Here is a 25,756-nt window from a genome sequence, read left to right as displayed (position 1 = left end):
TCTCGTCATAATCGAAAAATACGTTCAAATGACCTCATATAATATCAGGAATATGGCCTGAAAGTTTCTACCGGACCACCGTAAATGATCCGACTATGGGGGCAGATACCTATGCCGGGTTTCTGTCTCTATATTCAAAATAGAGATTAGCCTGGTTTTTGTTTTTTTTACAGGGGAAAATAAAACATGCTAAGATGAAAGACATGCTGGATGCTCCTTAGCGCAGCAAGTTACACAGAGGAGGATTTTACGAAAATGGACAAGCCGAAAGAGTTAGTCGTTGTTCTCGATTTTGGAGGACAGTACAACCAATTAATTGCACGCCGGGTGCGCGATCTGGGGGTGTTCAGTGAACTGATGCCGTACAATACGTCGGTTGAAGAGCTTGAGAAGCTGAACCCAAAGGGCATTATCTTCTCAGGTGGACCGGCCAGTGTCTATGCAGAAGGTGCACCGCTGTGCGATTCGCGTATCTATGATATGGGCTTGCCGATTCTAGGCATTTGCTATGGCATGCAGATGATGTCATACCATCTGAAAGGCAAAGTGGAGCGCGCAGGTGTGCGTGAATACGGACGCTCAGATATCGCGATCCACAATGAGTCTCTTTTCTTCAAAGGACTGGATAAAACAGAGACCGTATGGATGAGCCATACGGACAAGGTCATTGAAGTACCGGAAGGATTCCAGATTGATGCAAGCAATGAAGCGTGTCCGGTTGCTGCTATTAGTAACTCGGAGAAGAACCTCTATGGTGTGCAGTTCCATCCGGAAGTACGTCACTCCGTGCGCGGCAATGAGATGCTGAAGAACTTCTTGTTTGAAGTGTGCGGCTGTGAGGGCAATTGGTCGATGGAGAATTACATTGACATGATGGTCGATGAAATTCGTGAGAAAGTCGGACATAAAAAAGTATTGTGTGCGTTAAGCGGGGGCGTTGATTCTTCTGTGGTAGCGGTATTAATCCATAAAGCAATCGGCGATCAGCTAACCTGTATGTTTGTAGATCATGGACTGCTCCGTAAAGGTGAAGCCGAGAGCGTTATGGAAACATTCGCAGATAAATTCAACATGAATGTGATTAAGATTGATGCGCGTGAGCGTTTCTTGAACAAGTTAAAAGGCGTAGCCGATCCGGAGAAGAAACGCAAAATTATCGGTAATGAATTCATCTATGTGTTTGAAGAAGAAGCTGGTAAGCTGACGGATATGGATTTCTTGGCGCAGGGTACATTATATACTGATATCATCGAGAGCGGCACGGCAACGGCGCAGACGATTAAGTCTCATCACAATGTAGGCGGATTGCCGGAAGATATGAAGCTTGATTTGATCGAACCGCTCAATAAGTTGTTCAAAGACGAAGTGCGTAAAGTAGGCGAAGAGCTTGGTATGCCGCATGAGATTGTATGGCGCCAACCGTTCCCAGGTCCGGGCCTTGGCATTCGTGTGCTTGGCGAGGTAACGGAGGAAAAGCTTGAGATTGTAAGAGAATCGGATTTCATTCTTCGTGACGAGATTAAGAAAGCGGGCCTTGAGCGTGAAGTATGGCAGTATTTCACCGTTCTTCCCGATGTGCGCAGCGTAGGCGTAATGGGCGATGAGCGGACGTATGATTATACGATCGGTATCCGTGCTGTAACGTCGATTGATGGCATGACAGCTGACTGGGCGCGTATTCCGTTTGATGTTCTGGAGAAGATTTCGGTTCGCATCGTTAATGAAGTATCACACATTAACCGGGTTGTATATGACATTACATCCAAGCCGCCAGCAACCATTGAGTGGGAATAATTTGTAAGGAAACGATACCAGGAGAAAAGGGAGAAGGATGATGGATAAGTTCTTCAGGTTAAAAGAACACAATACGAATGTGCGTACCGAGATTATTGCCGGTTTAACCACATTTATTACCATGGCGTATATTCTCATCGTCAACCCGCTCACACTTACAGCCGGAGGCGCCACGGGCATGGATTTCAATGCCGTGTTCGTGGCCACCGCGCTCGGTGCGGGCCTTGTGACCATCATGATGGGATTGTTCGTCAACTATCCGATTGCGCTTGCGCCAGGGATGGGCTTGAATGCATATTTTGCTGCTGTAGTCATGAGTTCAGGTGGAGCGATCACATGGCAAATCGCTCTTGCTTCCGTATTTATTTCAGGTATTATCTTTTTCATTCTAACCATCACGAAAATTCGTCAGATGCTATTGGATGCAGTACCGGAATCACTGCGGGCAGCAATTACGGTTGGTATCGGTTTGTTCATTACGATTATCGGTTTTAAAACCAGTGGACTTCTGACTGGCTTCTATATTGGCAAGGAGGCGGCGAATCCGTTTACGGAGCTGCCTGGAGGCGACTGGTTAATGCAGCTTGGGAACTTTGTAGAGCATAAGGCCATTCTTTTGACACTTATCGGTCTCATCATTACAAGTATCCTTATGGTTATGCGTGTACAAGCCTCTATTCTGCTTGGTATTATCGCAACGACACTGATTGGTATCCCGATGGGCGTAACTGACCTTGGCAGTCTGCAAAATGCTAAATGGGTCCCGGATTTCAGCACGGTTGCGATTGGACAGCTTGATTTTGCGGGTGCGCTTAATGCCGGCCTATTAACGATTGTGTTCACCTTTACTTTCGTTGAGCTATTCGATACGTTCGGAACGTTAACAGGAACGGCCGCTAAGGCTGGTTTGCTGGAAAAACCGGATGCGAAAAAGAAAATCGGCCGTGCAATGCTTGTAGACGCTGGTGGTGTCAGCCTTGGTGCGATGCTTGGTACAAGTACGATTACAGCGTATGTCGAAAGTGCGGCGGGTGTAGGACAAGGTGGACGTACCGGTCTGACGTCTGTAACGACAGGGATTCTGTTTCTTCTCGCTCTTTTCCTTGCCCCTCTGGCTCTTATCGTTCCAGCGGCAGCTACGGCCCCGGCGCTGATTATTGTTGGGGTACTAATGATGGGAGCGGTACGCGGAGTAGAATGGGATAATATGGTGTATGCGATTCCAGCATTTTTCACTATTATTTTCATGCCGCTGACGTATTCCATTGCCAACGGGATTTCTTTCGGGATTGTATTCTATGTTGTTCTTGCGACAGCGAATAACCTGGTTGGTGGAAAAAATAAAGTACACTGGCTAATGTGGATATTAGCTGTGCTAATTATTGCAAGATTCCTATTCATTGACATTAACGCTTAATGTCCCTGCAAAAGCAGAGTGGAGAAATATTCCGCTCTGCTTTTTTAATATTTTGGAAACATTTAAGGAAAATCTTGCTATAATCAGAATGGAATAAGCAAAAAAATAAACCTTATTACATAAGTCTATTGTAGTGCGGAGGGAGCATGGATAAAAAAGAGAGGATACTTTGGATCAGCGGGAGCTTTTTCATCCCGATTCTTTTGAGCGTAATATTCGCTGTATCCGCTAATTTGCTGCATTTTAAGCAGCTGGCAGGCTTGCTTGGCCGGCCTTTCACCAGCTTATGTATACTTTTGTTCCCTATTGTCTTCTGCCTATTGTTTATTTGGCGATATAAGCGATGGGAATTCCGAGTAATAAAGCTAAAAGACAGCGGAGTGGTCCATGCTTCACTACGGCGTATATTGAATGAGTATATTGTTTATAGCCTTGTTTCATTTCTTTCTGTCGCATTTTTCTTCTATTCTCAAGTTCTTGAGCAAAAGGATAATCTTCTGCTGATTTTTCTTATTTGTATGGGTGTTATGATGACGGCCTATGCTCCCTTCTATTTCGGTATGCTGGTTCGAATGTACCGCTATTTGTACCGGATTGGATTTCCGGTGTCATTTGAGAAAACCGGTTGGAACCAGAGCGCAGTCACGGCTGTTGTGCTTGTTGTAGTTGGAGTATTTATCACCACTACATTTTTTGTCTATATCATTTCTCAAACGATTGGGAATGCGATCACGCTCTATGATGTTTGGCAGCGGGCCTTAGTAGTGGCGGTCGTAGTTGGAATCCCGTTGGTCATGCTATTTTTGATGATTCGCCAATTTTATTTTCAGCAATTGAAGCACAAGCAATCCCAGCTTCACTCCATACATCTTCTGCTTGAGAAGCTGTACGGTAATCTGGAGCTAACGGATTCCTTTCTAGAAGATGTAGTAGAGACGGTAGGACAGGTTATTGGGGCTTGCGGGACGATTCTCACTATCTCTACGGAGGACGGTGTGGAGAGGCGGATTGCATCCACGGAGCAATGCAGAGGGCAGCATACTACATTTGGCAGCACTGAAGAATTCTCCATTCTTGAAGTTCCGATTCATACGGACGGTAGAGTTGTGGGCCGTTTCCATCTTCATAACAAAATCGGTGCTCTTCAATTTACAAAAGAGGATGAGGAGATGATGCAAAGCTTCAGCCGTGCCTTCAGTGTGGCATTGCAGAATTCTCACTACATCAAGGAGTTGAAGAAGGAGCGAAAAATCGCTCAGGAGGCAGCCAATCTGAAGAGTAATATCCTCTCGACGATGAGTCATGAACTGCGAACCCCATTAAATTCCATCATCGGTTACTCCGATATAGTAGTAACTGTACTAGAAGGTTCGATACCGGATAAGCAGATGACGAATATTAAAAGAATTAAAGAAAGCGGGAAACATCTATTGGGCGTAATCAATGACATTCTTGACTTATCGAAGATGGAAGCGGGACGAATGAGCGTAGTATCTGAACCGGTTCAATTGGGAGCATTGCTGCAGTTTTGCATGCATAATGCGGAGAGTTTGCGTGCAGCAAAGCCGATTGATCTTGTTATTGTAGGGGAGAGGGACATCTGGATTCAAAGCGATGAACAGAAGCTTAAGCAAATCATTATGAACTTGGTATCAAACGCGATCAAATTCACCGAGCAGGGATCCGTAATTATACATGTAAGCCGCCAGGCAGAAGATGTAATTATTGCTGTAGAAGATACAGGTATCGGCATTTCTTTGGAGCATAGGGATGCAATTTTTCATCCGTTCAAACAAATTGACGGATCACTTGCACGTAAATATAAAGGGACGGGCCTTGGACTTTCCATTGTTTCCCGCCTTGTATCTCTTCTCGGTGGAACGATTCGTGTGGAGAGTGAAGAAGGATATGGATCACGTTTCATCATCCACTTGTGCAATGTATTTTATGAGCCGCAGAAAAAGAGTCGAGAGGAGGTATGGGGGTAATGAATGTATATTCACTGGCCAATCATGAAATAAAAGAAGGAATGGAGACCGAGCAATCCAACATCCTTATAATTGATGATGAAGAGTACAATCTTGATGTATTGGAGCAGTTGCTGGTTGTGAAGGACTACCGCGTGCTGTCCGCATCTTCAGGGTTGGATGCCTTAATGATTCTAGAAAGTGAAGACATCGACTTGATTCTGCTTGATGTGATGATGCCTGGGATGAACGGGTATGAAGTGCTGCGTGAGATCAGAGCGATGGAGGAATGCTACATTCCCGTGGTTATGGTGACTGCGCTGGATAGTAAGGAAGACAAGATCAGAGCATTGGAAGAAGGATGCGACGATTTTTTGAATAAGCCGATTGATAAATATGAACTATATGCCAGAGTACATACGCTGCTCCGTACCCGGCATTATTATAAGCAGCTTGCTCGAACGAAGCAGCGTTTAGAGAACGAAGTGGTAAGTCGAACGGCTGAGCTTCAGGAGGCGCTTGCGGCATTAAAGCTTTTGAACAGTAAGTTAGAAGACAGCCACCGCGAGATTGTCGAGCGCTTGTCTTCAGCAGCCGAATTTAAAGATCCGGAGACGGCAGCCCATATCCAGCGCATCAGCCACTATTCAGGAGTGATGGCGCAGGCGCTCGGCATGAGTGAAGAACAAGTGAACCTCATGATCCAGGCAAGCCCAATGCATGACATTGGGAAGATTGGTGTGCCAGATCATATTCTGCTTAAGCCTGGTAAGTTGACGTTAGAAGAGTTTGATAAAATGAAGGAACATACTCTAATCGGCTACAAAATCCTTAACGGATCTGATTCGCCGCTGCTGAAGCTGGCGAGCGAGATTGCGATTTCCCACCATGAAAAGTATGATGGTTCTGGCTATCCACATGGATTATCCGGAGAAGCCATTCCGCTGAGTGGACGAATTATAGCGGTGGTTGATGTCTTCGACGCTCTAACAAGCAGAAGACCGTACAAGGAACCTTATCCGAATGAGAAAGCGTACGAAATCATTCGGAGAGGAAGCGGCACACACTTTGATCCGAAAATTGTCCAGCTTTTCTTTGATAGCCTTCCTGAAATTATCCGTATACAAAATCAATACCAAGAATAAGTGAAGAGTCCAGAAGCGGGCTCTTTTTTTTGTCTTGAATTAGGCGAACGTCCAAACCGTCTGCCCGTCCAGATCATAGTATGTAGCATGTCAAGTGATTCAAAGTCCTGGTTGAAGGGAGTGAGAATTCATGAGCTGCTGGAATGGCGGAGATCAACTTGGGGTGATTCTCGTACTGTTCATTCTGCTGGTGGTCATCGCTTGCTCCTGTAACTAATTACACCTGCGGCTTTCGCTAATTTAAAAAGAAAGGGTGAAGAAAATGAGCTGCTCTGGAGGATGGGGAGATAACATCGGCATAATTCTCGTGCTGTTCATTCTGCTCGTGATTATCGCTTGTGCTTGCGATTGCTAAGGAGGGCTAAATAGACATCCGTCCAATTTTTGTTTGCAATAAGCGGAACAGGCGGATGTCCAATCCCTTAGCTTAGATGCTGCATAAGGTATAACACGAGTATCCAATCCCGTGAACCTGCTGCATGCAGGTGCAAGAAAGGAAGGAGGAACGTCTGTGAGCTGCTTTGGAGGAGAGAACGTAATTGGGATCATTTTGGTATTGTTCATCCTGCTCGTAATTATCGCCTGTGCTTGCGATTAATAGACGCTCCATACCACGATAAGGGAAAGGGGTGAGGTCATGGGCTGGTTTGGTGGAGAGGATGTAATAGGTGTCATTCTGGTGCTGTTCATCCTGCTTGTAATCATTGCCTGTGCTTGCGACTAACCAATGCCTGCAATGAAGAGAGGCCGCCTGTATGGGCGGCTTTTTTGCTTATCGAGCTAAAGCGGAAATAACGAATGTTTTTCTTTTTTCTTTTGTTAATTGTTCGTTAATTGGCTTGACGAAGCCGAAATACCTTGCTACACTAAAGGTGAATTGAGTGGAAAGTGAATCTAGGGTTCCGAAGCCACAAGAGCAAGGCATCGGTCCGAGCGATTCAGGCGTACAATAGTGCGCTACACCGTAGGGATAAAAGCCCAGGCGGTAGGTTTCTCACAGTAACAGGGAGAAATCTACCGTCTGGGCTTTTTTGTATGAAATCGGAGGAGGCAGTACGCGATGAACCAGCCGTTAGTAGGCGTTATTATGGGAAGTACGTCAGACTGGGAAACAATGAAGGAAGCGTGTGCGGTGCTCGATGAATTAGAAGTGCCGTACGAGAAAAAAGTAGTGTCGGCGCATCGGACGCCCGATTTGATGTTTGAATATGCGGAACTGGCAGAAGGACGAGGACTTGAAATAATCATTGCCGGTGCAGGCGGTGCAGCGCATCTTCCGGGCATGGTAGCAGCAAAAACTGCTCTTCCGGTCATTGGCGTGCCGGTCAAATCTTCCGCGTTAAGCGGTCTCGATTCTCTTCTATCCATTGTACAGATGCCGGGCGGCGTGCCTGTGGCTACTGTGGCTATCGGCAAAGCAGGAGCGATCAATGCCGGGCTTTTGGCGGCACAGATGCTGGGAAATAAATATCCAGAGGTACGTGAGCGCTTTATCTTGCGTCGTGAGAAGATTAAGCAGCAGGTGCTGGAAGGAAGCGACAAGCTATGAGCAGCCGAAGCGTAATCAAACCAGGTGCAACCATTGGTGTACTAGGCGGCGGACAGCTTGGCCGGATGATGGCACTTGCAGGCAGAGCTTCCGGCTACCGTTTTGCGACGCTGGACCCGACGGAGGATTGTCCGTGTGCACAGGTATCCGATACGCACATTGCTACGGGATATGATGATGTAGCGGGCGCATTAAAGCTAGCGCAGACAAGCGATGTCATTACGTATGAGTTTGAAAATGTGGATGCGAACGTCGCAGCCGTGTTAGAAGAAAGATCCTATGTTCCGCAGGGAAGCGAGCTGCTGCGTATTACGCAGAACCGCATCAGGGAGAAATCAACGCTTGCGTCATTTAGTATCCCTGTTGCGCCTTTTCGTGTCATTGAAAGCGAGAAGGCGGCGAAAGCGGCGGTACAGGAGTTAGGAATCCCGGCGGTAATGAAGACAGCGACAGGCGGCTACGACGGTAAAGGCCAATATGTGATCCGCAAGCAGGAAGAGGCAGCGATAGCTTATCGTGAGCTATCGCAGGCAGGAGTAGATCTCATTATTGAACAATTCATTCCCTTTACAAAGGAAGTGTCCGTCATTGCGGCACGAAGTGTTTCAGGTGAAGTCAGAATATTCCCTGTAGCGGAGAATGAACACAGAGAGAACATTCTGCACATGTCGATTGTTCCTGCCCGCATTGAGCGAGATGTAGCGGAGCGTGCTGAAGAATTGGCGCAACGAATTGCGGAAAAGCTACAGGTAGTCGGTCTGATCGCCGTAGAAATGTTCGTGACAGAAGATGGACAGGTACTTGTCAATGAATTAGCACCTCGTCCGCATAACTCGGGCCACTATACGATGGATGCGTGTATAACCTCGCAGTTTGAGCAGCACATTCGAGCAATTTGCGATTTGCCGCTTGGTGATACGTCTTTGTTATCTCCGGTCGTAATGGTCAATATTCTAGGTGAGCATTTGGCGCCTGTTCTTGATAAAATAGAGAAGCTGCCCCGATCGGCCAAGCTTCATTTGTACGGTAAAAAAGACAGTAAGCCTAAGCGTAAAATGGGGCATATCAATGTTCTGGCCGAATCGGTCGAAGCTGCGCTTCATGACATAGAAGCAATATCAATTTGGGAGTAATTCGAGGAGGATAGGCACTATGATTCCACGCTATACCCGCCCTGAGATGGCGGCCATTTGGACGGAAGAAAACAAATTTAAAGCCTGGCTTGAGGTTGAGATTCTAGCTTGTGAAGCCTGGGCTGAACTTGGCGTCATTCCAAAAGAGGATGTTGAAAAACTATGGAAGAATGCAAGCTTTAACGTAGATCGTATCTATGAGATTGAGCAGGAAACACGCCATGATGTGGTAGCATTTACACGGGCCGTATCCGAGACAATCGAAGGTGACGAGAAGAAGTGGATTCACTACGGTCTTACATCCACTGACGTAGTCGACACGGCATTATCCTACTTACTGCTGCAGGCTAATGAGATTATCGAACAAGACCTCATGCGTTTTGTTGATATTTTAAAGGAAAAAGCACAAGAGCATAAATATACGGTCATGATGGGTCGTACGCACGGTGTGCATGCGGAGCCAACAACATTCGGTCTGAAATTGGCGCTCTGGTATGAAGAAATGAAGCGCAATCTTGAACGCTTCCGTCGAGCCAAGGAAACGATCGCATATGGCAAAATTTCCGGTGCAGTTGGTACCTATGCCAATATTGATCCGTTCGTAGAAGAGTATGTATGCACGAAGCTAGGGCTCAAGGCGGCACCTGTTTCCACGCAGACGCTGCAGCGTGACCGTCATGCCGAATATATGAGCACGCTGGCTTTAATTGCGACATCGATTGATAAATTTGCCGTAGAAGTTCGCGGTTTGCAGAAGAGCGAGACGCGTGAGGTGGAAGAGGCATTTGCCAAAGGTCAAAAAGGGTCGTCTGCCATGCCGCATAAGCGCAACCCGATTGGCAGTGAGAACATGTCTGGGCTGGCCCGTGTGCTTCGCGGCCATATGATTTCGGCATATGAGAACGTACCGCTCTGGCATGAGCGCGACATTTCCCATTCGTCCGTTGAACGTGTGATTCTGCCGGATGCGACCCAGCTTATTAATTACATGCTGAACCGTTTCGGCAACATTATTAAGAACCTGACCGTATTCCCGGACAACATGAAGCGCAATATGGAGCGTACATTTGGTCTGATCTATTCGCAGCGTGTATTGCTCAAGCTGATTGACAAGGGCTTAAGCCGTGAGGAAGCGTATGATACGGTACAGCCGCGTGCGATGCAGGCATGGGAAGAACAGCGGCAGTTCCGTGAATTGATCGAATCCGATGAGAAGGTCAAAGCAATGCTTTCACCAGAAGAGATTGCGGATTGCTTTGATTACAGTTGGCACCTAAAGCATGTTGATACGATTTTTGACCGCATAGGGCTATAAAAAATATAGGGGACATGGCGCGTAAAGTGTGATAGCGCCATGAAGCCCTTATACTAGAGGGAAAGTTCGAAGTATTTTGGAAAATATCCGGAAAACGGGAGATCGGGAAGGGGAGAATCATGGAAAAGCAAGAGATGTTATATGAAGGAAAAGCCAAACGGATATATCGTACGGATGAGCCGGGTGTATTCTGGGTGCAGTATAAAGATGATGCCACTGCATTTAATGGAGAGAAACGAGCTCAGATTATGGGCAAAGGTGAATTGAATAACCGGATCACCTCCATTTTCTTTCGGATGTTAAAGGAAAAAGGAATCGACAATCATTTTATTAAAGAGTTGTCTTCCACTGAACAATTGGTTGCGCAAGTTACCATTATTCCGTTAGAAGTTGTAGTTCGTAATATCGCAGCAGGCTCTCTTGCAAAACGTTTAGGCATGCAGGAAGGAACCCTTCTCCCGCAACCAGTTGTGGAATTTTATTACAAAGATGATGCGCTGGGCGATCCGTTAATTAACGATTCACACATTGATGTATTAGGTATTGCTACAGCGGAAGAGCGGGAGCAGCTTCGTACATCTGCGCTTGAAGTTAATGATGTACTCGTACCTTATATGAAGGAACGCAATGTCCTGCTTGTTGATTTCAAGTTGGAGTTTGGACGCACCGAAGATGGACGCATTCTTCTAGCAGACGAGATTTCCCCGGATACGTGCCGTTTTTGGGATGCGGATACGATGGAGAAAATGGACAAAGACCGCTTCCGCCGTGATCTTGGTCATGTGGAAGACGCTTATAAAGAAATTCTAAAACGCATTGGAGGAGAAACGCATGTTTAAAGCCGTTGTATATGTCACGTTAAAGGAATCTGTACTTGACCCGCAGGGAAACGCTGTGAAGGGATCGCTTCACTCGCTAGGGTTCGATGAGGTTAAGGATGTTCGCATCGGTAAATACATGGAAGTTGAACTTGATGCCGCAACGAAGGAAGCAGCAGAAGAACGCCTGCAGGAAATGAGCGAGAAGCTGCTTGCCAATACGGTAATCGAAGACTATCGTGTCGAATTGGTGGAGGCGTAAACGATGAAATGTGCAGTCCTCGTATTTCCCGGTTCGAACTGTGACGTTGATATGTATAAGGCCGTCGAAGACTGTTTGGGACAGCCGGTTGAGTACGTATGGTATACCCGGACAGACCTCGATGAATTTGATTGCATTCTCCTCCCTGGCGGTTTCTCTTATGGGGACTACCTGCGTCCGGGTGCCATGGCTGGCATGGCGCCAATCCTCGCGGCCGTTCGCAAGCAAGCAGAGGCAGGCAAGCTGATTATGGGCGTGTGCAACGGGTTTCAGGTATTGACAGAGGCGCGCCTGCTGCCTGGGGCGCTGCGCCGTAATGAACACTTGAAGTTCCGCTGCGAGATTTCGGAACTGCGTGTAGAGAACAATGAGACGGCATTTACGTCTCACTATGAAAAGGGAGAGGTCATTCGTATTCCGATCGCGCATGGTGATGGCAATTACTATTGCGATGAAGATACGCTGACTAAGATGAAGGAGAAGGGCCAGATCGTATTCCGCTATGCGGGTAAAAATCCGAACGGGTCCGTAGATGATATTGCAGGAATTATGAACGAAGCCGGTAATGTACTCGGTATGATGCCGCATCCAGAACGTGCTGTGCATGAGTGGCTTGGTTCAGAAGATGGAAAACGTATGTTTACTTCGATTTTACAGAGCTGGAGGGAGAAAAACGGTGTCACATATGGAGCCTAATCCGCAGCAAATTGCTGAGCAGAAAATCTATCGCGAAATGGGTCTTACAGATGAGGAATACGGCAAAGTCATCGAGATTCTGGGAAGACAGCCAAACTATACGGAGATCGGCCTGTTCAGCGTAATGTGGTCGGAGCATTGCAGCTACAAAAACTCTAAGCCTGTGCTGCGCCGTTTCCCAACCTCGGGTCCTCATGTTCTTCAAGGACCGGGTGAAGGTGCAGGGATTATTGATATTGGAGATAATCAAGCGGTTGTGTTTAAAGTGGAGAGTCATAACCATCCGTCAGCGATTGAGCCCTATCAGGGTGCGGCTACCGGTGTCGGCGGGATCATCCGTGATGTGTTCTCGATGGGTGCACGTCCTATTGCCCTTTTGAACTCCCTTCGTTTTGGTGAATTGGATACACCGCGTACGAAGTATCTTTTTGAGAATGTAGTAGCAGGGATTGCCGGATATGGCAACTGCATGGGTATTCCAACCGTTGGCGGCGAGATCGTATTCGACGATTGCTATGAAGGCAATCCGCTTGTCAATGCGATGTGTGTCGGTCTGATTGATCACGATCAAATTCAAAAAGGTGTAGCAGAAGGTATCGGAAATCCGGTCATGTACGTTGGTGCTGCGACTGGGCGTGACGGTATCCACGGGGCGACGTTTGCCTCAGAAGAGTTGAGCGAAGAATCGGAAGCGAAGCGTCCGGCTGTACAGGTGGGCGACCCGTTCATGGAGAAGCTGTTGCTTGAAGCGTGTCTAGAACTCCTTCAGACAGATGCGGTTGTAGGTATTCAAGATATGGGTGCTGCCGGTCTTACTTCTTCAAGTGCTGAGATGGCGAGCAAAGCCGGAAACGGAATTGAATTGAATCTTGATCTGGTGCCGCAGCGTGAACAGGGCATGACACCGTATGAGATGATGCTGTCTGAGTCGCAAGAGCGTATGCTAATCGTTGTAAAGGAAGGGCGAGAAGCTGAAGTAGAACGGATTTTTGCGAAATGGGGTCTGTATTCGGCGATTATCGGTCGTGTAACCGATGACGGGAAGCTCCGCCTCAAGCATAAGAATGAAACGGTAGCTGAAGTTCCTGTGCGCAGTCTTGCAGACGAAGCGCCCATCTACCATAAGCCTTCGGTGGAGCCGGCATACTACAAAGAATATGAGAGTGTCGATACGTTAAATATTCCGGAGCCTGTTAATTATAATGAGATGCTGACAAACATCCTCGCCGCTCCTACCGTATCAAGCAAAGAGTGGGTATACAACCAATACGATTACATGGTACGCACGAATACCGCGGTTATTCCAGGTTCTGATGCGGCTGTAATTGCAATTCGCGGCACACGCAAAGCGCTGGCAATGAGCATTGATTGTAACGGACGCTATGTGTATCTTGATCCGCAGGTCGGTGGGGCAATCGCTGTGGCAGAAGCTGCGCGCAACGTCGTATGTTCAGGTGCTGCACCGCTTGGTGTCACAGATTGTCTGAACTTCGGCAGCCCGGAGAAGCCAGAGATTTTCTGGCAGTTTGAAAAAGCGGTAGACGGTATGAGCGAAGCGTGTCGTGTGCTTGAGACACCGGTTATTGGCGGCAATGTAAGCTTGTACAATGAAACGAACGGTGAAGCCGTCTATCCAACACCTGTTGTGGGCATGGTAGGGCTTGTGCAGGATGTGGATCATATTACAACACAAGCCTTCAAGAATGAAGGAGATGTGCTGCTTCTCTTAGGCGAGACAAGAGCGGAGCTTGGCGGGTCCGAGTACCAGAAGCTTATCAATGGTTCTGTTAGCGGACGTCCGCCTGCACTGAATCTGGAGGTAGAGAAGAATCTGCAACAGACGGTGCTTACCGCTATTCGTGAAGGATTCGTTGCTTCTGCACATGACTTAGCGGAAGGCGGCCTTGGCGCAGCGCTCGTCGAATCGGCAGAGCCTGGCCTTGGCGCAGTGGTAAATTGGAACATCGGTCTGCGTCCAGATATTGCATTGTTCAGTGAATCACAATCACGTGTGCTGCTTAGTGTGAAGCCAGAGCATGTCGCGGGAGTATGCGAGATCGCAGCGAAAAACGGTACATTATGTGCAAATATCGGTACGGTTGGCACAGACGAGATTGCAATAAAAGTCAACGGACGAGAGCTGATCAATATGCCGCTTACAGAGGCAAAAGCGGCTTGGAGGGGTGCAATCGCATGTCTGATGCAATGATGGAGCACGATGAGCTTTGGGATAAATTAAACGAAGAATGCGGCGTATTCGGGGTATTTAATCACCCCGATGCGCCTCAATTAACTTATTATGGCCTGCATGCCCTACAGCACAGAGGACAGGAAAGTGCCGGAATCTGTGCCTCTGACGGTGAGACGTTCTCGTATCATCGCGGGATGGGGCTTGTTACCGAGGCATTTAACGATAATCAACTGAACCGCATTCATGGCCGTATGGCAATTGGACACGTTCGCTATACGACGGCAGGTGGCAGCTTACTAGAGAACGCCCAGCCGCTCGTATTTAAATATACAGGAGGAAACTTAGCGCTTGCCCATAACGGGAATCTAGTGAATGCGGATCAAATTCGCCACCAGCTAGAGCGCCAGGGTTCAATCTTCCAGACGACAAGTGATACGGAAGTCATTGCGCACTTGATTGCCCGTTCCGGCTATGAGATTGAACAGGCGGTACGCGAATCGCTCCGGATGATTAAGGGAGCATACGCGCTATTAATCATGACAGAAAAGCAGATGATTGTTGCGCTTGATCCAAACGGACTGCGCCCGCTTGTTCTAGGACGCCTGCAGGAAGGCTATGTAGTCGCTTCAGAGACATGCGCATTTGAGACGGTTGGTGCTGAATACATCCGCGATATCGAACCGGGTGAGATGCTGATTATTGATGAGCAGGGCCTTCGCTCTGACCGCTTCGCCGGTCAGACGCAGCGAGCGATCTGTTCGTTTGAATACATTTACTTTGCCCGCCCGGACAGTGATATTGACGGCATTAATGTGCATCTGGCCCGCAAAGAAATGGGGCGTCAACTGTTCAGGGAATCTTCCGTTGAAGCTGATGTAGTAACAGGGGTACCGGATTCGAGCACTTCGGCTGCCATCGGTTATGCGGAAGCGGCAGGTCTTCCTTATGAACTTGGATTGATTAAGAATCGATATGTAGGTCGTACATTCATTCAGCCGAATCAGGAGATGCGCGCACGCGGTGTCCGCATGAAGCTGAGCGCGGTTCGCAAGGTCGTAGAGGGTAAGCGGGTCGTCATGATTGATGATTCGATTGTTCGTGGGACGACAAGCAGCAGAATCGTGCGTATGCTGCGTGAGGCGGGAGCAAAGGAAGTACATGTTAGAATCAGTTCTCCGCCGGTTAAGAATCCTTGTTTCTATGGCATCGATACGTCGAGCCGAGAAGAACTGATCGCAGGTGAGAAGTCCATTGAACAAATTCGGGAATATATTGGCGCAGATTCACTGTCCTTCTTATCGGAGCAGGGCATGATCGATGCGATCGGCAGGAATGATACAGCGCCGAACCGCGGGCATTGCTTGGCCTGCTTTACGGGCTGCTATCCGACAGAAATCTACGAAGATACGAAAAACTGCGTGGACAAATAGGAGGAGAAGGCATGAGTGAAGCATACAAGCAGGCGGGTGTCGATATCGATGCCGGCAATGAAGCGGTAGAGAGAATGAAAAAGCATGTAAAGCGTACATTCCGCCCGGAGGTACTAACGGATCTGGGTGGCTTTGGCGCGTTGTTTGGACTTGATATAAGCAAGTACAAGAAGCCTGTGCTCGTCTCAGGCACGGATGGAGTAGGTACTAAGCTCAAATTGGCTTTTGCGATGGACAAGCATGATACCATCGGTGTGGATGCGGTTGCGATGTGTGTGAATGATATTGTCGTACAAGGGGCAGAGCCGCTGTTTTTCCTCGATTATCTGGCCTGCGGCAAGGTTGTACCTGAGCGTATTGAAGCCATCGTTAAAGGAATTGCCGATGGCTGCGAGCAATCCGGCTGTGCATTGATCGGTGGCGAGACAGCTGAGATGCCAGGTATGTACGATGTGGCCGAATATGACATCGCAGGATTCAGTGTTGGGGTCGTAGACGCTGAACGAGTCATCGATGGAAAGCGTATTGCAGAGGGAGATATCATTATTGGGTTGGCGTCAAGCGGTGTACACAGCAATGGATTCTCATTGGTGCGTAAAGTGTTGTTAGATGATGCCGGGCTATCTTTGCATGAAGAAGTGGCGGAGCTTGGCGGCAGACTGGGCGACGTGCTGTTAACGCCGACGCGGATTTATGTGAAATCATGCCTAGCGTTACTCGAAAAAGTAGATGTAAACGGGCTTGTCCATATTACGGGGGGCGGGTTCTACGATAATATTCCGCGTATTCTTCCGGAAGGTACAGCAGCACAGATCACGTACGGTTCGTGGGATGTGCCTGCCGTATTTGAATTGATCGCAGAAAAAGGAAACGTAGCAAAACAGGATATGTTCCGTACATTTAATATGGGAATTGGAATGATCGCCATCGTCCGGGAAAAGGATACCAAAGAAGCGCTGCGGGTGCTGCATGAAGCGGGCGAGCAAGCGCAGATTATCGGCCGCATCACAGCAGGCAGCCAAGATGTGCATATTGATGGGGTGAGCCGATCATGAAGGTCGCCGTTTTTGCTTCCGGGAGCGGATCGAACTTCGCTGCCATTATGGAAGCCATTGAAAGACAGGAGCTGACAGGCGTAGAGGTGGAGCTTCTTGTCTGTGACAAGCCGGGTGCATACGTGCTTGAGCGGGCTGCACAGTATGAAGTACCCACGTTCGTATTCCGAGCGCAGGAGTACCCGGACAAACAAAGCTTTGAACAGGAAATTCTCGGACGGCTTGAGGCGCTTGGTATCGAGTTGATTGTGCTCGCGGGCTATATGCGCCTCATCGGCGAGACGCTGCTTAAAGCATATGGCGGGCGGATGATCAATCTTCATCCGTCTCTTCTCCCTGCATTTACCGGCAAGGACGCTGTAGGGCAAGCGTATCGGTATGGGGTGAAAATTACAGGGATTACGATTCATTTTGTCGATGAAGGAATGGATACCGGTCCGATCATCATGCAGGAGCCCGTTCCTGTATATGGCAGTGATGACGAGGAGACACTTGCTAGGCGCATCCACAGTCAAGAGCATCGATTGCTGCCGCAAGCGGTACAGCTTATTGCAGACGGCAAAGTAAAGCTGAACGGACGACAAGTGTACATTGAAGCGGAAGATTGCAAATACAGTGAAGGAGTGGAAAACGGTGAGCGAAGTACAAGTAAAACGAGCATTAATTAGCGTATCAGATAAGACAGGCATCGTAGAATTCGCTAAGGAACTGGAGAAGCTGGGCGTAGAAATTATCTCTACAGGTGGCACGGCTACCCTGCTGCAAAAAGAAGGCGTAAATGTGATCGGTATCTCTGAGGTAACCGGCTTTCCCGAGATTCTCGATGGACGTCTAAAAACGCTTGATCCGCACATCCATGGAGGTCTTCTGGCCGTTCGAGACGATGCAAAGCATCAGCAGCAAATTGCTGAGCATAATATCACACCCATTGATCTTGTTGTCGTTAATCTGTATCCGTTCAAAGCAACGATTAGTAAGCCTAACGTTCCGTTTGCTGAAGCGATCGAAAATATTGATATCGGCGGACCGACCATGCTTCGTTCCGCAGCAAAAAACCATAAGTTTGTAGCTGTTGTGGTAGATGCTGCAGACTATGGCAAGGTTGTGGAAGAAATTAAGGCGGGCAAAGGCGTAAGCGAGGAAACGAAGCGCAAGCTGGCAGCTAAGGTATTCCGTCATACTGCGGCATATGATGCGCTCATCTCTCAATATTTAACGGAACAAGTAGGTGAACAGCTTCCAGAAAGCTATACAGTAACATATGAAAAAGCGCAGGATTTACGTTATGGAGAGAATCCGCACCAGACGGCCGCTTTTTATCGTGAACCGCTGGCGGGGCAGGGCAACATCGCTACAGCGAAGCAACTGCATGGCAAGGAGCTTTCCTATAACAATATCAACGACGGCAATGCGGCTCTTGCAATCGTAAAGGAGTTCGATAAACCGGCCGTTGTCGCTGTGAAGCACACGAATCCATGCGGCGTAGGTACAGGTACGACCGTTCTTGATGCCTACAAAAAAGCATATGAATCTGATCCTGTCTCCATTTTTGGCGGTATCATCGCAGCTAATCGTCCGATTGATAAGGATACTGCGCTTCTGCTTAAGGAGATTTTTCTGGAGATTATCATGGCTCCTTCTTTTACAGACGAGGCGCTGGACATATTAAAAGAGAAGAAAAACCTTCGCTTACTTGCGCTTGGAGATCTGCATACAGAAGAGAAGGCAGTGGATTGGAAGCTTACAAGTGTAGAAGGCGGCATGCTTGTGCAGGAAGCGGATCGCAAGCAGGTTACAGCAGAAGATATAGAAGTCGTTACAGATCGCAAGCCGACAGAAGAGGAACTGCAGCAGCTGCTGTTTGCTTGGAAGATTGTAAAGCATGTGAAGTCGAATGCGATTGTACTGGCGAAAGATAGTATGACAATCGGTGTGGGCGCGGGACAGATGAACCGCGTAGGAGCAGCGCGTATCGCAATTGAGCAGGCGGGAGATCGCTCGTTCCGCAGTGTACTTGCATCCGATGCCTTCTTCCCGATGCCGGATACGGTAGAAGAAGCGGCCAAGGCCGGTATCACAGCTATTATTCAGCCAGGCGGCTCGATTCGTGATGAAGACTCCATCAAGGCGGCGAACCAGCACGGCATTGCAATGGTCATGACGAAAGTTCGCCATTTCAAGCACTAAGATAACGGGAGGAAATGGATGATGAAGGTACTCGTTGTGGGAGGCGGCGGACGTGAGCATGCCCTCGTATGGAAGCTTGCGCAAAGCCCGAATGTATCACAGGTGTACTGTGCACCTGGCAATGCCGGTATTGCACAGTTGGCTGAATGCATCTCGATAGGTGTGAATGACTTTGAGGAACTGGCTGCCTTCGTGGAAAAAGAAGGCGTTGCATTGACGGTTGTAGGCCCGGAAGAGCCGCTGTTGAACGGTATTGTCGATTTCTTTGAGTCACGTAAGCTTACAATCTTCGGACCGAAGAAGGAGGCTGCACTTATTGAAGGCAGCAAGACATTTGCCAAAGACCTGATGGAGAAATATAAGATTCCGACTGGTGCCTACCGATCCTTTACTGCATATAAAGACGCTCTCACTTATGTGCGTGAGCAGGGTGCACCTATCGTTATCAAAGCCGACGGTCTGGCGGCGGGAAAAGGGGTTACCGTAGCGCTTACCATTAAGGAAGCCGAAGAAGCCCTTCATGCCATGATGGTGGACGATGTGTTTGGCAGCGCTGCCTCACGTGTAGTCATTGAAGAATATCTGGCAGGAGAAGAGATGACGCTTCTGTCATTTGTAGATGGAACTACCGTTATTCCAATGGTGCCTTCGCAAGACCACAAACCGGCATTTGATGGGGACAAAGGTCCGAATACAGGCGGGATGGGTACATACTCTCCAGTGCCTCATATGGATCACGCTATTGTGCAGCAGGCCATCGATACCATTGTGATACCGACAGCCAAAGCCATGGTAGCGGAAGGTCGTCCGTTCCGGGGGATTTTATACACTGGATTAATGATCACGGAAAAAGGGCCGAAGGTTATTGAATACAATGCCCGTTTTGGCGATCCGGAAACACAGGTCGTTCTTCCGCGCCTTGCCAGTGATCTTGCCGAAATTTTTCTTTCCGCTACTACAGGGAAATTGGCGGAATGCCGCGTAGAGTGGAAGCAGGATGCAGCGGTCTGTGTTGTGATGGCCTCCGAAGGGTATCCTGGCTCCTATCCGAGAGGACGTGAAATTACAGGATTGCCTGCAAATACAGAAGAAGCCATCGTATTTCACGCAGGAACAGCCGAGGAGGATGGACGCATCGTAACAAGCGGCGGGCGTGTGCTTGGTGTAACCGCGATGGGAAGCGATTTGTATGAAGCCCAGCGCAAAGCATATGAAACACTCGGACAGATTTCTTTTACAGGTGCGCATTACCGCACAGATATTGGTGCAAAAGCGCTGCAAAAAGCAGAAAAGAACACAAGATAATGGATACGGAACGAAAAGTAGGGGAAAAGGCATGTGCCTTTTCCCTTTTTCTTATGACTTATAACGACTACGGGACTTGCTGTTATATTTGGCCCACATATAGACCACGATAATAACAGAGGCAGCGACGGTTAGAATTACATAGAGATTGTCGCTGACAACCTCCCACATCAATCGATCCATCCTGGCGCCCTCCTTTCAAGCATTACCTGCAGCGGCGCGGATAACTATAGATGCGATACGGGCGTTTTGTGTTTCCGTTTGCGGTATTCATACCAAACATAGCGAATAGCGGACAGAAACGGGTAAGACCTTCCGCCACCTTCATTGCGCTTAGCACACCGATCAATAAAGAGGAATTACGGTATGGACAGCGTACCATGCGCGCGATGCTGTATGAGAGTCCGATAAGACCAAGCGTAATACGGATGAAGGCATCAGATGTTCCAACATTTTTTTTCATGACGATTTTCCTCCTGCATAAAAAAGCTTGCGTATCTCGTTTTTATCATGCGGAAAGAAAACTGGAATATGCATGATGCTGATGATATTTCACTGGAAAATAGATGAATCATCAAGGACTAGGAGCCATAATATGGTGATAATTAGGCAGACTTATCAGAATTTTACTAGGATAAATTTATTCGTGTAAAAAGTTATAGTTTTTTTAAAAACAAAATACTATATTACTAGACGGATTCTGAATAATAAGGTAGAATATTTTCAGAATAATGGATTTGTTAGAAATAATTTTATTGATCAGGTAAATTAGGCGTGATGCATAGGGGGGATATAAACAAAGACAAGGCAAAGAGAAAGTTGCGCAGAGAAAGAATACTTTATACAAAAATGGGGGTTACATGATGAAGAAAAGAAAAGTAACAGGCATTTTACTTACATTGATGCTGTCTGCTGGAATGATCGCAGGTTGCGGTGGTGCCAAAGATACAAGCACAGCCTCATCAGGTGGACAGGCAGTGGCGGGAGATACAATTAAGATTGGTGCGAACCTTGAGCTTTCCGGTGGAACGGCTTCGTATGGTCAATCAGCCGGTCAAGGTATTGATCTTGCTGTTGAAGAAATCAACAAAAACGGCGGAGTTAACGGAAAGAAACTTGAAGTGGTGAAGGTGGATAACAAATCTGATGCTGCTGAGTCAACCAATGCGGCAATCAAGCTGACAAGCCAGGAGAAAGTAACAGCGATTATCGGGCCGGCTACCAGCGGCGCTGTAATTGCGGAAGCGCAGATTGCTACAGATAACAAAACCGTAGTTATTACGCCATCCGGAACGAACGCCGAAATTACGGTGAGCAAAGACGGTAAACTGCAGGAATACATGTTCCGTACATGCTTTATCGATCCATTCCAAGGCACAGTAGCAGCCAACTTTGCTGCAAAAGAATTGAAAGTAAAGAATGCTGCAATCTTTTTAGATAGTGCAAGCGACTACTCCAAAGGCTTGGCAGCATCATTTGAGAAAACGTTTACAGAGAATGGCGGCAAGGTAGTGGCGAAGGAAGCGTACATCGCAAAAGATACGGATTTCCGCGCTACACTGACGCGTATCAAGGCAGCAAACCCTGACTTTATTTTCATCCCTGGCTATTATGAAGAAGTTGGCCTGATCATTAAGCAGGCGCGTGAGATGGGCATCAAAGCAGCGCTTATGGGTGGAGACGGTTGGGATTCCCCGACGCTGGCTGACCTAGCTGGAAAAGACGCACTGAACAATGCGTATACGATTGCTCACTACGCATCGGATGATCCAGATCCGAAAATCAAAGAATTCGTTAAAGCATTCCAAGACAAATATCAAGGCAAAGCACCAAACGGTTTTAACGCGTTAGGTTATGACTCTGTATACTTCCTAGCAGACGGATTGAAGCGCGCGGGTGACCTAGATCCGGTGAAGATTAAAGACGCGCTGGCTCAAACAAAAGATCTCTCGCTTGTATCCGGTAAATTCACAGTGGATGAGCAGCACAATCCGATTAAAGCAGCAACGATTCTAAAATACGAAAACGGTACAGCGAAATTCGCTGCGAAAGTAAATCCGTAAATACAAAGTAAGACATGAGGATGGGGGGCATGCCCCCCATTCCGAATTTTATGGGATGCATTACCGCAGTATTGCGTGAAAGTGCAATCCGGGGGGAGTACAGCTATGGAAATTGTTCAACAGCTTATTAACGGTATTTCGCTTGGAAGTATATATGCACTGATTGCTCTTGGCTATACGATGGTATACGGGATTATTAAGCTCATTAACTTCGCGCATGGCGATGTGTTCATGATTGGAGCTTTTGTAGGGTTTTATTCCATAACGGTGATGGAAGTAAGCTTTTTCCCAGCCTTGCTGTTGGCTATGACAACGTGCGCCATTTTTGGTGTGTTAATCGAGCGGATCGCGTATAAGCCACTGCGAAACGCAACAAGAATTGCCGCGCTTATTACGGCAATCGGTGTTTCGCTTCTTATTGAATACGGCACGATTTATGTAAGAGGAGCGCAGCCAGAGGCATATCCGAACAGTGTGCTGCCAAGCAAGACCTTCGATATTTTTGGTATCACGATTAACAGCCAGTCTATTCTTATTCTTGGTGTATCACTTGCGCTTATGATTATTCTGCAATTTATCGTTCATAAAACAAAGACAGGGAAAGCAATGCGAGCGGTTTCATACGATGCGGATGCGGCTCGCTTAATGGGAATTAACGTAGACAATACGATTTCTGCGACATTTGCGATCGGTTCGGCACTTGCTGGTGCTGCCGGTGTTATTTTTGGTATTTATTACGTGAAGATTGAACCGCTCATGGGAATCATTCCGGGGCTGAAAGCGTTCGTTGCTGCTGTGCTTGGCGGAATTGGTATCATTCCTGGGGCCATGGTGGGCGGACTTGTCCTTGGTGTTATAGAGGCGTTGGTAAGTGCTGTCGGCTACTCCTTATGGAGAGATGGCGTTGCTTTTATTGTCCTTATTCTCATTCTGATCTTCAAGCCATCCGGACTTTTTGGCAAGAACATCAGGGAGAAAGTGTAGGTGAGAGAAATGAAGCAAAAACGTACAAAAGGTTTTTGGTTATCCATTCTCCTGGCTGTCGGATTTTACGCTATTGTAGAGGTGCTATTATCTACCTCTGTACTGAACAAGTTTTATGAGAATACGCTGTATTTCATATGCATCAATATTATTTTGGCAGTAAGTCTGCACTTAATTATTGGGATTACCGGTCAATTCTCGATTGGGCATGCTGGATTTCTGGCGGTAGGGGCTTATGTCTCAGCCATCTTTACAATGAAACTGCAGCTGCCGTTTAGTCTCGGTTTAGTTATGGGGGGAGTTGCGGCTGCGCTCGCCGGTCTGCTTATCGGGATTCCCAGCCTTCGTCTAAAGGGCGATTACCTGGCGATTGCGACATTAGGATTCGGGGAAATTATTCGGATTACATTCTTGAACATTGATTATGTGGGCGGAGCCAGCGGTATGCAGGTCTCTCATATGACAGACTGGACAACGCTTTTTGTCTGCATGCTCATTACAATTATTGTCATTGTGAACTTTACGAATTCGACTCATGGCCGCGCATGTATTTCTGTTCGAGAGAATGAGATTGCAGCTGACGCTATGGGAATCAATACAACGTATTATAAAGTTATGGCTTTTGCCCTCGGTTCGTTTTTTGCAGGAGTTGCGGGCGGTTTGTATGCCCACAACTTCTATATTATTCAGCCGACGAACTTCGGTTTCTTAAAATCGTTCGATATCCTTATCTTCGTCGTATTGGGTGGATTGGGAAGTATGTCAGGCGCCGTCATCTCGGCCATTCTTTTGACCATTATCTCGACGTTCCTGCAGGATTATCCTGAGACGCGGATGATTATCTATAGTCTGGTGCTGATCATTATGATGCTGTACCGTCCGCAGGGATTAATGGGAACCAAGGAGATTACGCAGTTCTTCACCAAGAAGCGCAAGGGCATGGAAGGAGGAGAGTCGGATGGCAAACACACCGCTGCTTAAAGTAGACGGCGTTGGCATTCAGTTCGGCGGATTGAAAGCTGTATCAAGCGTCAATGCTGAACTATACCCGGGTGAGCTGATCGGACTCATCGGACCGAACGGCGCAGGCAAGACGACATTCTTTAACCTGCTCACAGGTGTATACGTGCCGACAGAAGGACAGATCATGCTTAATGGTGAACGGCTGAACGGCTGCGCCCCATATCAGATTACACGCAAGGGCATTAGCCGTACGTTTCAGAATATTCGCCTGTTCGGAGAACTATCGGTCCTTGATAATGTAAAGGTTGCGTATCATTCCATTTCTAAGCATACGATTTTAAGCTCGATCCTTCGGCTTCCCTCTCATTTCTCGGGAGAAAAAGAAATGGAAGAGAAGGCGATAGAGTTTCTAAAAATCTTTAAGCTAGATGGTCTCAAGCATGAAATGGCGAAAAACCTTCCATATGGACAGCAGCGCAGATTGGAGATTGCGCGTGCACTGGCGGCGCATCCGAAGCTTTTGCTGCTCGATGAACCGGCGGCTGGTATGAATCCGCAGGAGACGCATGAATTGATGGAGCTGATTGCATTTATTCGTAAAGAGTTTAATCTGACCATTCTGCTTATCGAGCATGATATGCCGCTGGTTATGGGTGTGTGTGAGCGGATTTACGTGCTTGACCACGGGCAGTTGATCGCACAGGGAGCGCCGGAAGAGATTAGAAACAACCCGAAAGTTATTGAAGCGTATCTCGGCGAGGAGGTCTCCTGATGTTAAAAGTAGATGAGATTAACGTATATTATGGCAATATCCAAGCGTTGAAAGGTGTATCGCTTGAAATCAATCAAGGCGAGATCGTTACCCTCATTGGGGCAAACGGTGCGGGTAAGAGCACGCTGCTCAAAGCAATCTCCGGTTTGCTTAAACCAAAGCAGGGCAGCATCAATTATTTAGGCCAATCCATTGCAGGCAAAGCGGCTCAGGCGATTGTAAAACAGGGGATTTCGCATGTGCCGGAAGGACGACGTGTATTCGCCAATATGACAGTAGAGGAAAACCTGGAGCTGGGTGCGTTTCTTCGACGCGACAAAGACGGCATCCGCCAAGATTTTGAGAAGGTGTATGAATTGTTTCCACGTCTGCTTGAGCGGCGTAAGCAGTTGTCCGGGACATTATCAGGCGGGGAGCAGCAGATGCTGGCGATGGGGAGGGCATTGATGGCACGGCCGAAGCTGTTGCTGCTGGATGAGCCTTCGATGGGTCTTGCACCGCTGCTTGTCAAAACCATCTTCCGCATTATCGAAGAGATCAATCAGACAGGCACAACGATTCTGCTTGTTGAACAAAATGCCAACATGGCGCTTTCTATCGCCGATCGGGCGTATGTTATTGAGACAGGTCGCGTCGTGCTTTCCGGTACATCGGAAGAGCTCAATGCTAGCGATCAGGTGAAGATGGCGTACTTGGGCGGACACTAAGCT

24 protein-coding genes and 1 riboswitch are annotated in these 25,756 nt (G+C 47.7%); of the genes, 22 read left to right on the top strand and 2 right to left on the bottom strand.

The window, feature by feature from the left end; genetic code table 11:
- The first annotated feature begins 14 nt into the window (after positions 1-14).
- Positions 15-116, top strand: a riboswitch (purine riboswitch).
- 139 nt (positions 117-255) lie between these two features.
- The 17 genes from guaA (at position 256) to purD (ending at position 20,264) form a co-directional block, all read left to right on the top strand.
- Positions 256-1,794: a glutamine-hydrolyzing GMP synthase gene (gene guaA / locus AB3351_RS14925; protein ID WP_371147934.1), complete on the top strand. Its 1,539-nt coding sequence runs from the start codon at positions 256-258 to the stop codon at positions 1,792-1,794.
- A 40-nt stretch (positions 1,795-1,834) separates the two neighbouring features.
- Positions 1,835-3,211 carry an NCS2 family permease gene (locus AB3351_RS14920; protein ID WP_371147965.1) on the top strand — a complete coding sequence of 459 codons (1,377 nt, stop codon included), beginning with the start codon at positions 1,835-1,837 and terminating at the stop codon, positions 3,209-3,211.
- 146 nt (positions 3,212-3,357) lie between these two features.
- Positions 3,358-5,199 carry a GAF domain-containing sensor histidine kinase gene (locus AB3351_RS14915; protein WP_371147933.1) on the top strand — a complete coding sequence of 614 codons (1,842 nt, stop codon included), beginning with the start codon at positions 3,358-3,360 and terminating at the stop codon, positions 5,197-5,199.
- A complete protein-coding gene (locus AB3351_RS14910) occupies positions 5,199-6,323 on the top strand; it encodes an HD domain-containing phosphohydrolase (RefSeq protein ID WP_371147932.1) in 1,125 nt (374 codons plus the stop codon). The genes AB3351_RS14915 and AB3351_RS14910 overlap by 1 nt, the downstream gene beginning before the upstream one ends.
- Positions 6,324-6,585: 262 nt before the next feature.
- On the top strand, positions 6,586-6,678 hold the full coding sequence (yjcZ, locus tag AB3351_RS14905) for a sporulation protein YjcZ (protein ID WP_371147931.1): 93 nt from the start codon (positions 6,586-6,588) through the stop codon (positions 6,676-6,678).
- A gap of 705 nt (positions 6,679-7,383) precedes the next feature.
- Positions 7,384-7,872, top strand: a complete 489-nt coding sequence (gene purE, locus AB3351_RS14900) for a 5-(carboxyamino)imidazole ribonucleotide mutase (RefSeq protein ID WP_371147930.1) — start codon at positions 7,384-7,386, stop codon at positions 7,870-7,872.
- Positions 7,869-9,005, top strand: coding sequence for a 5-(carboxyamino)imidazole ribonucleotide synthase (gene purK / locus AB3351_RS14895; protein ID WP_371147929.1), 1,137 nt, complete (start codon positions 7,869-7,871; stop codon positions 9,003-9,005). The genes purE and purK overlap by 4 nt, the downstream gene beginning before the upstream one ends.
- Positions 9,006-9,024: 19 nt before the next feature.
- Entirely contained in the window at positions 9,025-10,320 is a 1,296-nt protein-coding gene (purB, locus tag AB3351_RS14890) for an adenylosuccinate lyase (RefSeq protein WP_371147928.1), read from the top strand.
- 119 nt (positions 10,321-10,439) lie between these two features.
- Positions 10,440-11,159, top strand: a complete 720-nt coding sequence (gene purC / locus AB3351_RS14885) for a phosphoribosylaminoimidazolesuccinocarboxamide synthase (protein ID WP_371147927.1) — start codon at positions 10,440-10,442, stop codon at positions 11,157-11,159.
- Complete coding sequence (gene purS / locus AB3351_RS14880) at positions 11,152-11,400, top strand: phosphoribosylformylglycinamidine synthase subunit PurS (protein WP_371147926.1); 249 nt, start codon at positions 11,152-11,154, stop codon at positions 11,398-11,400. Before purC ends, purS begins: the two co-directional genes overlap by 8 nt.
- A 3-nt stretch (positions 11,401-11,403) precedes the next feature.
- Complete coding sequence (purQ, locus tag AB3351_RS14875) at positions 11,404-12,096, top strand: phosphoribosylformylglycinamidine synthase subunit PurQ (RefSeq protein WP_371147925.1); 693 nt, start codon at positions 11,404-11,406, stop codon at positions 12,094-12,096.
- A complete protein-coding gene (gene purL / locus AB3351_RS14870; RefSeq protein ID WP_371147964.1) occupies positions 12,086-14,305 on the top strand; it encodes a phosphoribosylformylglycinamidine synthase subunit PurL in 2,220 nt (739 codons plus the stop codon). Before purQ ends, purL begins: the two co-directional genes overlap by 11 nt.
- Complete coding sequence (gene purF, locus AB3351_RS14865; RefSeq protein WP_371147924.1) at positions 14,290-15,717, top strand: amidophosphoribosyltransferase; 1,428 nt, start codon at positions 14,290-14,292, stop codon at positions 15,715-15,717. Before purL ends, purF begins: the two co-directional genes overlap by 16 nt.
- An 11-nt stretch (positions 15,718-15,728) precedes the next feature.
- On the top strand, positions 15,729-16,772 hold the full coding sequence (gene purM, locus AB3351_RS14860; RefSeq protein ID WP_371147923.1) for a phosphoribosylformylglycinamidine cyclo-ligase: 1,044 nt from the start codon (positions 15,729-15,731) through the stop codon (positions 16,770-16,772).
- Positions 16,769-17,440, top strand: a complete 672-nt coding sequence (gene purN / locus AB3351_RS14855) for a phosphoribosylglycinamide formyltransferase (protein WP_371147922.1) — start codon at positions 16,769-16,771, stop codon at positions 17,438-17,440. Before purM ends, purN begins: the two co-directional genes overlap by 4 nt.
- Positions 17,406-18,959 carry a bifunctional phosphoribosylaminoimidazolecarboxamide formyltransferase/IMP cyclohydrolase gene (gene purH, locus AB3351_RS14850; RefSeq protein WP_371147921.1) on the top strand — a complete coding sequence of 518 codons (1,554 nt, stop codon included), beginning with the start codon at positions 17,406-17,408 and terminating at the stop codon, positions 18,957-18,959. The genes purN and purH overlap by 35 nt, the downstream gene beginning before the upstream one ends.
- 21 nt (positions 18,960-18,980) lie before the next feature.
- Positions 18,981-20,264: a phosphoribosylamine--glycine ligase gene (gene purD, locus AB3351_RS14845; protein ID WP_371147963.1), complete on the top strand. Its 1,284-nt coding sequence runs from the start codon at positions 18,981-18,983 to the stop codon at positions 20,262-20,264.
- A gap of 51 nt (positions 20,265-20,315) precedes the next feature.
- Here purD and AB3351_RS14840 read toward each other — a convergent pair whose 3' ends face one another.
- Entirely contained in the window at positions 20,316-20,447 is a 132-nt protein-coding gene (locus AB3351_RS14840) for an EYxxD motif small membrane protein (RefSeq protein ID WP_371147920.1), read from the bottom strand.
- Positions 20,448-20,469: 22 nt separating this feature from the next.
- On the bottom strand, positions 20,470-20,727 hold the full coding sequence (locus tag AB3351_RS14835) for a YgaP family membrane protein (protein WP_371147919.1): 258 nt from the start codon (positions 20,725-20,727) through the stop codon (positions 20,470-20,472).
- Between the two features lie 400 nt (positions 20,728-21,127).
- Here AB3351_RS14835 and AB3351_RS14830 point away from each other — a divergent pair, with 400 nt between their 5' ends.
- The 5 genes from AB3351_RS14830 (at position 21,128) to AB3351_RS14810 (ending at position 25,753) form a co-directional block, all read left to right on the top strand.
- Positions 21,128-22,327, top strand: coding sequence for an ABC transporter substrate-binding protein (locus AB3351_RS14830; RefSeq protein WP_371147962.1), 1,200 nt, complete (start codon positions 21,128-21,130; stop codon positions 22,325-22,327).
- A gap of 105 nt (positions 22,328-22,432) precedes the next feature.
- Entirely contained in the window at positions 22,433-23,311 is an 879-nt protein-coding gene (locus tag AB3351_RS14825) for a branched-chain amino acid ABC transporter permease (protein WP_371147918.1), read from the top strand.
- A gap of 9 nt (positions 23,312-23,320) precedes the next feature.
- A complete protein-coding gene (locus tag AB3351_RS14820; RefSeq protein WP_371147917.1) occupies positions 23,321-24,292 on the top strand; it encodes a branched-chain amino acid ABC transporter permease in 972 nt (323 codons plus the stop codon).
- The gene (locus tag AB3351_RS14815; protein WP_371147916.1) at positions 24,270-25,046 is read left to right on the top strand and encodes an ABC transporter ATP-binding protein; all 777 of its coding nucleotides are present in this window, start codon (positions 24,270-24,272) and stop codon (positions 25,044-25,046) included. The genes AB3351_RS14820 and AB3351_RS14815 overlap by 23 nt, the downstream gene beginning before the upstream one ends.
- On the top strand, positions 25,046-25,753 hold the full coding sequence (locus AB3351_RS14810; RefSeq protein WP_371147915.1) for an ABC transporter ATP-binding protein: 708 nt from the start codon (positions 25,046-25,048) through the stop codon (positions 25,751-25,753). The genes AB3351_RS14815 and AB3351_RS14810 overlap by 1 nt, the downstream gene beginning before the upstream one ends.
- Positions 25,754-25,756 lie beyond the last annotated feature (3 nt).

Origin of the sequence: Aneurinibacillus sp. REN35 (assembly GCF_041379945.2) — a bacterium.
Lineage (GTDB): Bacteria > Bacillota > Bacilli > Aneurinibacillales > Aneurinibacillaceae > Aneurinibacillus.
Note: the sequence above shows the minus strand (reverse complement) of the source record. Positions and strands in the feature narration are given on the sequence as shown.

Excerpts from the sequence above, each read along its gene's own strand:
- purF (WP_371147924.1), top strand. The coding sequence starts at position 14,290 with ATGTCTGATGCAATGATGGAGCACGATGAGCTTTGGGATAAATTAAAC.
- purQ (WP_371147925.1), top strand. The coding sequence starts at position 11,404 with ATGAAATGTGCAGTCCTCGTATTTCCCGGTTCGAACTGTGACGTTGAT.
- purN (WP_371147922.1), top strand. The coding sequence starts at position 16,769 with ATGAAGGTCGCCGTTTTTGCTTCCGGGAGCGGATCGAACTTCGCTGCC.
- yjcZ (WP_371147931.1), top strand. The coding sequence starts at position 6,586 with ATGAGCTGCTCTGGAGGATGGGGAGATAACATCGGCATAATTCTCGTG.
- purC (WP_371147927.1), top strand. The coding sequence starts at position 10,440 with ATGGAAAAGCAAGAGATGTTATATGAAGGAAAAGCCAAACGGATATAT.
- purK (WP_371147929.1), top strand. The coding sequence starts at position 7,869 with ATGAGCAGCCGAAGCGTAATCAAACCAGGTGCAACCATTGGTGTACTA.
- AB3351_RS14835 (WP_371147919.1), bottom strand. The coding sequence starts at position 20,727 with ATGAAAAAAAATGTTGGAACATCTGATGCCTTCATCCGTATTACGCTT.
- purE (WP_371147930.1), top strand. The coding sequence starts at position 7,384 with ATGAACCAGCCGTTAGTAGGCGTTATTATGGGAAGTACGTCAGACTGG.
- AB3351_RS14810 (WP_371147915.1), top strand. The coding sequence starts at position 25,046 with ATGTTAAAAGTAGATGAGATTAACGTATATTATGGCAATATCCAAGCG.
- purM (WP_371147923.1), top strand. The coding sequence starts at position 15,729 with ATGAGTGAAGCATACAAGCAGGCGGGTGTCGATATCGATGCCGGCAAT.
- AB3351_RS14840 (WP_371147920.1), bottom strand. The coding sequence starts at position 20,447 with ATGGATCGATTGATGTGGGAGGTTGTCAGCGACAATCTCTATGTAATT.
- AB3351_RS14915 (WP_371147933.1), top strand. The coding sequence starts at position 3,358 with ATGGATAAAAAAGAGAGGATACTTTGGATCAGCGGGAGCTTTTTCATC.
- AB3351_RS14920 (WP_371147965.1), top strand. The coding sequence starts at position 1,835 with ATGGATAAGTTCTTCAGGTTAAAAGAACACAATACGAATGTGCGTACC.
- AB3351_RS14910 (WP_371147932.1), top strand. The coding sequence starts at position 5,199 with ATGAATGTATATTCACTGGCCAATCATGAAATAAAAGAAGGAATGGAG.
- purL (WP_371147964.1), top strand. The coding sequence starts at position 12,086 with ATGGAGCCTAATCCGCAGCAAATTGCTGAGCAGAAAATCTATCGCGAA.
- guaA (WP_371147934.1), top strand. The coding sequence starts at position 256 with ATGGACAAGCCGAAAGAGTTAGTCGTTGTTCTCGATTTTGGAGGACAG.
- AB3351_RS14815 (WP_371147916.1), top strand. The coding sequence starts at position 24,270 with ATGGCAAACACACCGCTGCTTAAAGTAGACGGCGTTGGCATTCAGTTC.
- purS (WP_371147926.1), top strand. The coding sequence starts at position 11,152 with ATGTTTAAAGCCGTTGTATATGTCACGTTAAAGGAATCTGTACTTGAC.
- AB3351_RS14820 (WP_371147917.1), top strand. The coding sequence starts at position 23,321 with ATGAAGCAAAAACGTACAAAAGGTTTTTGGTTATCCATTCTCCTGGCT.
- purD (WP_371147963.1), top strand. The coding sequence starts at position 18,981 with ATGAAGGTACTCGTTGTGGGAGGCGGCGGACGTGAGCATGCCCTCGTA.
- AB3351_RS14830 (WP_371147962.1), top strand. The coding sequence starts at position 21,128 with ATGAAGAAAAGAAAAGTAACAGGCATTTTACTTACATTGATGCTGTCT.
- purB (WP_371147928.1), top strand. The coding sequence starts at position 9,025 with ATGATTCCACGCTATACCCGCCCTGAGATGGCGGCCATTTGGACGGAA.
- AB3351_RS14825 (WP_371147918.1), top strand. The coding sequence starts at position 22,433 with ATGGAAATTGTTCAACAGCTTATTAACGGTATTTCGCTTGGAAGTATA.